Source organism: Alkalibacillus silvisoli, assembly GCF_039521975.1.
Taxonomy (GTDB): domain Bacteria; phylum Bacillota; class Bacilli; order Bacillales; family Alkalibacillaceae; genus Alkalibacillus; species Alkalibacillus silvisoli.
The window spans coordinates 1-3,573 of sequence record NZ_BAAACZ010000034.1; the positions used below are offsets into that span (position 1 = coordinate 1).

General features: G+C 34.1%; 1 protein-coding gene. It reads right to left on the bottom strand.

The genetic code is table 11. The annotated features are described in order from the left end of the window. Positions 1-1,609: 1,609 nt before the first annotated feature. On the bottom strand, positions 1,610-2,782 hold the full coding sequence (locus ABDZ63_RS15595; RefSeq protein ID WP_343785110.1) for a hypothetical protein: 1,173 nt from the start codon (positions 2,780-2,782) through the stop codon (positions 1,610-1,612). Positions 2,783-3,573: the final 791 nt, after the last annotated feature.

The following is a 3,573-nucleotide window of genomic DNA, read 5'->3' on the forward strand; positions in this document are numbered from 1 at the left end:
CGCCAACGGCCGCCATCCAAAACCTCACTCTGAATTGTGTCTCTACCCCAACAAATATTGTAGAGCCAACAAAACAAACAGTCGGATTTTTACATAAAAGTTCCGTTTGTTTGATAGACTTCTTTCAACATCAACCATTAGACTTCTCAAAATAGTTTTTAAGAAATATCCATAACAAACAAATGGAACTTCATTCAGCAAGGTCCCGCTTGTTAGTTTTAAACAAATGACTGTTTTTTCACAAAAAAGCAGCAAAAAGTTAAGCTCCGTGCGATTACTCGTGGGTTACCTTATTTTTAGATATTCACTTTTCTGTAAGCGACAAAATGTGCCCACGTGTTAATTGGTGGTTATTCATGAAATAATCTTCATAGATAAATGATCTGGATGTTATGCGATGACTCTAACTGACAAAAGAATAGAATGGAAAGCAAAGTTTGACTCCTGGAAAGGCTGTGGATTAAGGGTGGCTGAATGGTTCCGAGAAGAAGGAATATAGATCCATCAAATGTACTATTTGATCCGGATTTTGAAGAGCATCTAACTGCTAAGCAAGAAATCAACACCCAATGGCTAACAGTAAATGTAAAACGATAAACCTACAGTCCAGACTGATGATGACCTTGTTTATGCTCATTTTGGTATCATCTCCGCTGGCCATTTGAAGAAGGCGAGACAGCTATGGATATTAGTCCTCGTCAATTTCATTGGATCAAATAGATGGCAAAGATGGATCTATTGTATGTCTTTCTTCAACACTAGCGGAGTAATTTCACCATTATAAAAGCAGTTCGGTTTTGAGGCATACATGAAAGGAATGCTAACTGAAAAGCGCAGGGACGGTTCTCGTGCTTCCTGAAAACTTAGTCTATTGGAAAAACACTAGGAAGCGCGTGAACCGTCCCGCAGATTCCCTACGCCTTAAAGACAAGGTTAGGGGAAACGCCCAAAATTCTCGCTGCTTGTCTTTGAAAAACACCGTTTATCCGCTTTACTTTTTTCAATAAATCATTCCTTTCCATCCTTGGCAAACCCTTAATTTGCGGTATCTCTACTTCGCCAAGAACCTTTCTAATTTCCTGCCCGTGCCTCTTCATCGGATAACCTTAGTTTATAGATAGACTCCTCAAGACACTTGTCATGGTTTCTTTTTTCATTGTCCTATTTCAATACATTTTCCACTATATTTTTGCATGGGTTTAGGAAGTATTAGGAAGCACGAGAACCGTCCCCGTGCTTCTATATCTTGGTGAATATAGCGAATGTTTTTTACCGACTCTTAGGTAAATCGTTAAACCGCTTTACTGAAACACAGTGGGGGCTGACCCAAATTTACAAATCTTCAAAATAACCTACTCCTCAAATTTTCATTGGAAAAGTTTAATGTCTTTTTCCTAAGAATTCGATTGGAATGTAAGCAACCAGCCTAAAAATATAGGAATTCGCCGTTAGAGGGAGATAATCCCACAATTAATAGTGAAGACCCATTTCAATACATTTTTCACTATATTTTTGCGTGGGTGTAGAAAGTATTAGGAAGCACGAGAACCGTCCCCGTGCTTCCCGCGAGAACCGTCCCCGTGCTTCTAAAAGTAACTAAAACAAAGCATTAAAGATTAAGTAGTTGTTCCAATTCACTACTTCTCTCTTCATAAAAGTGTTCCAAAGCATCTAAACACATGTGTAAAGGTAGTGATACATTACCAATTTCTTTTATTTCACTAATTATGTGTGGTAAATCAGTCACTGATTCTATATAGAATGTATCTGGAATAGCTTTATTATTAGTATCAATTAGTTCTATGCTATCGGGATCCAATTGATCTTGTGAAAAGTTTAACTTAGTTATACCAACAAATTCTGGTTTACCTCCTCTTTGTAACCAACGGTAAAAACCTAATATTTTTGTTTCCCCGAATTCATTTACTGAAACATTAAGTTCTTTACCACCATTCTCTTCCCATAATTCCCGTTTCATTGCAAATTCTATTGTCGAACAGAATGAATCTTTCTGCATATCTGACCAATCACAGGATCCACTTCCTGTGGGTACATATTTATTTATATTTTGTTGAGAAGTAGTTGCTTGTTTTCGAATAACAAGGTAATTATCAGTGGTGACAGCAAGTGTTGATATGCCTATATGATTATTCATCTCACATTTATCAATAGGTTGTAAGTAATAGAGCCCTTTGGCTTTATTATACTCACAAGGAAAAAAGTTTGAAGCATCATAGATAATGGTTGCATCTTCTACTCTTTTTAGGACAGAAGTAGATATTTCATTCGTTAAGAAGGAATTGAAGTAGTCGCTCCTATAACATTTTATGTAGCTGCGGGATGGGTTAATATCACTCGACATACAAAGCTTTGATTCATTAAAGAAAAGCTGATTATTTTTTCTGGAATTATAGTACTTATATTGCAAAAAAGGCGTTAGAATTTCTCTATTTTTAAGTATAAATTTCTTGACCTTCTTTTTTCTTACTGGATCAATTTTTAACTCAATATCATTGTCCCATAAATGTATATTCAAACCTTTAGACCATATCACTCTATTTTGTTCTAGATTATCTGGACTATAATTATCAAAAAGCCACTTTCCTCGCTTTTCACAGTTTATATCTTCTAGCTGAAATACGTTATCATCTTTCACCATATTTGTTTTTGTAGACATTTCAATTTCTTTATTTTTACCAGTAAAATTCTGTACTTCTTTGTATTTTTCAATTAAGCCCCAAACTATATTAAACAGGGAGTAAGATGCTAATACTAAAACCACAAGATTAAATTCACTGAATGATTTACTTATGTTGTGGTTACCAAAAATGAATGTTATTAAAGACATAAAGAAGATAATTAAATTTATTATTAAACTTATACCATCATTTCGATTCAGAAAAAATAAGTATTTATAGAAGTCAGTAGTCATTCTTAATCTTTTGGTTCTCACTTTTTTCCTTTACCCCCAATTTATTATTAGCTAAAATATGTTTACAAAAGTAAATTTAGTTTTTTTCTCCTTCCCGAATTAAAACCTATTATTCTAATTTACTTCATATAATCCATTAATCCCTCATTTTAACGTAGTGAGGTCTGACACTAAATCCTAATTCTTTCTCTCTTAACTATAAGGGATCTAGAGTGAATACGCTCCATCATACGTGAGATATTAAATTGAAATATTCCGTTAGCGAATACTTCGTCACCTTCATGACATGGAAAGTGTTCATAATTAGCGTCAAAAGCTAGCATTCTACTCGTATTCATTAATTCTCCTCTTTCATTACGGTTGTTTTTAAGATAGAACTCGCCCCCATAGAGCTTGAGCATCTAAAGGATTTATACATTAATAGGATTAATTGATCAAAAGTGTTCATTTTTATCAAGCAAAAACTGTCTAATTTAGTTTAGCAATCACAAGTTGTTTGTATTTTATAGAAGCCAATTATTAAATTGATTCTTATACTTTAAAATTTAATGACATTTACTGCTTTTATAGTTGTTGTATTTCGCAACCCAAAATTGACCCAAATCGCAACTTAATTTTGACCCAAAGTTTGATCACTTTGT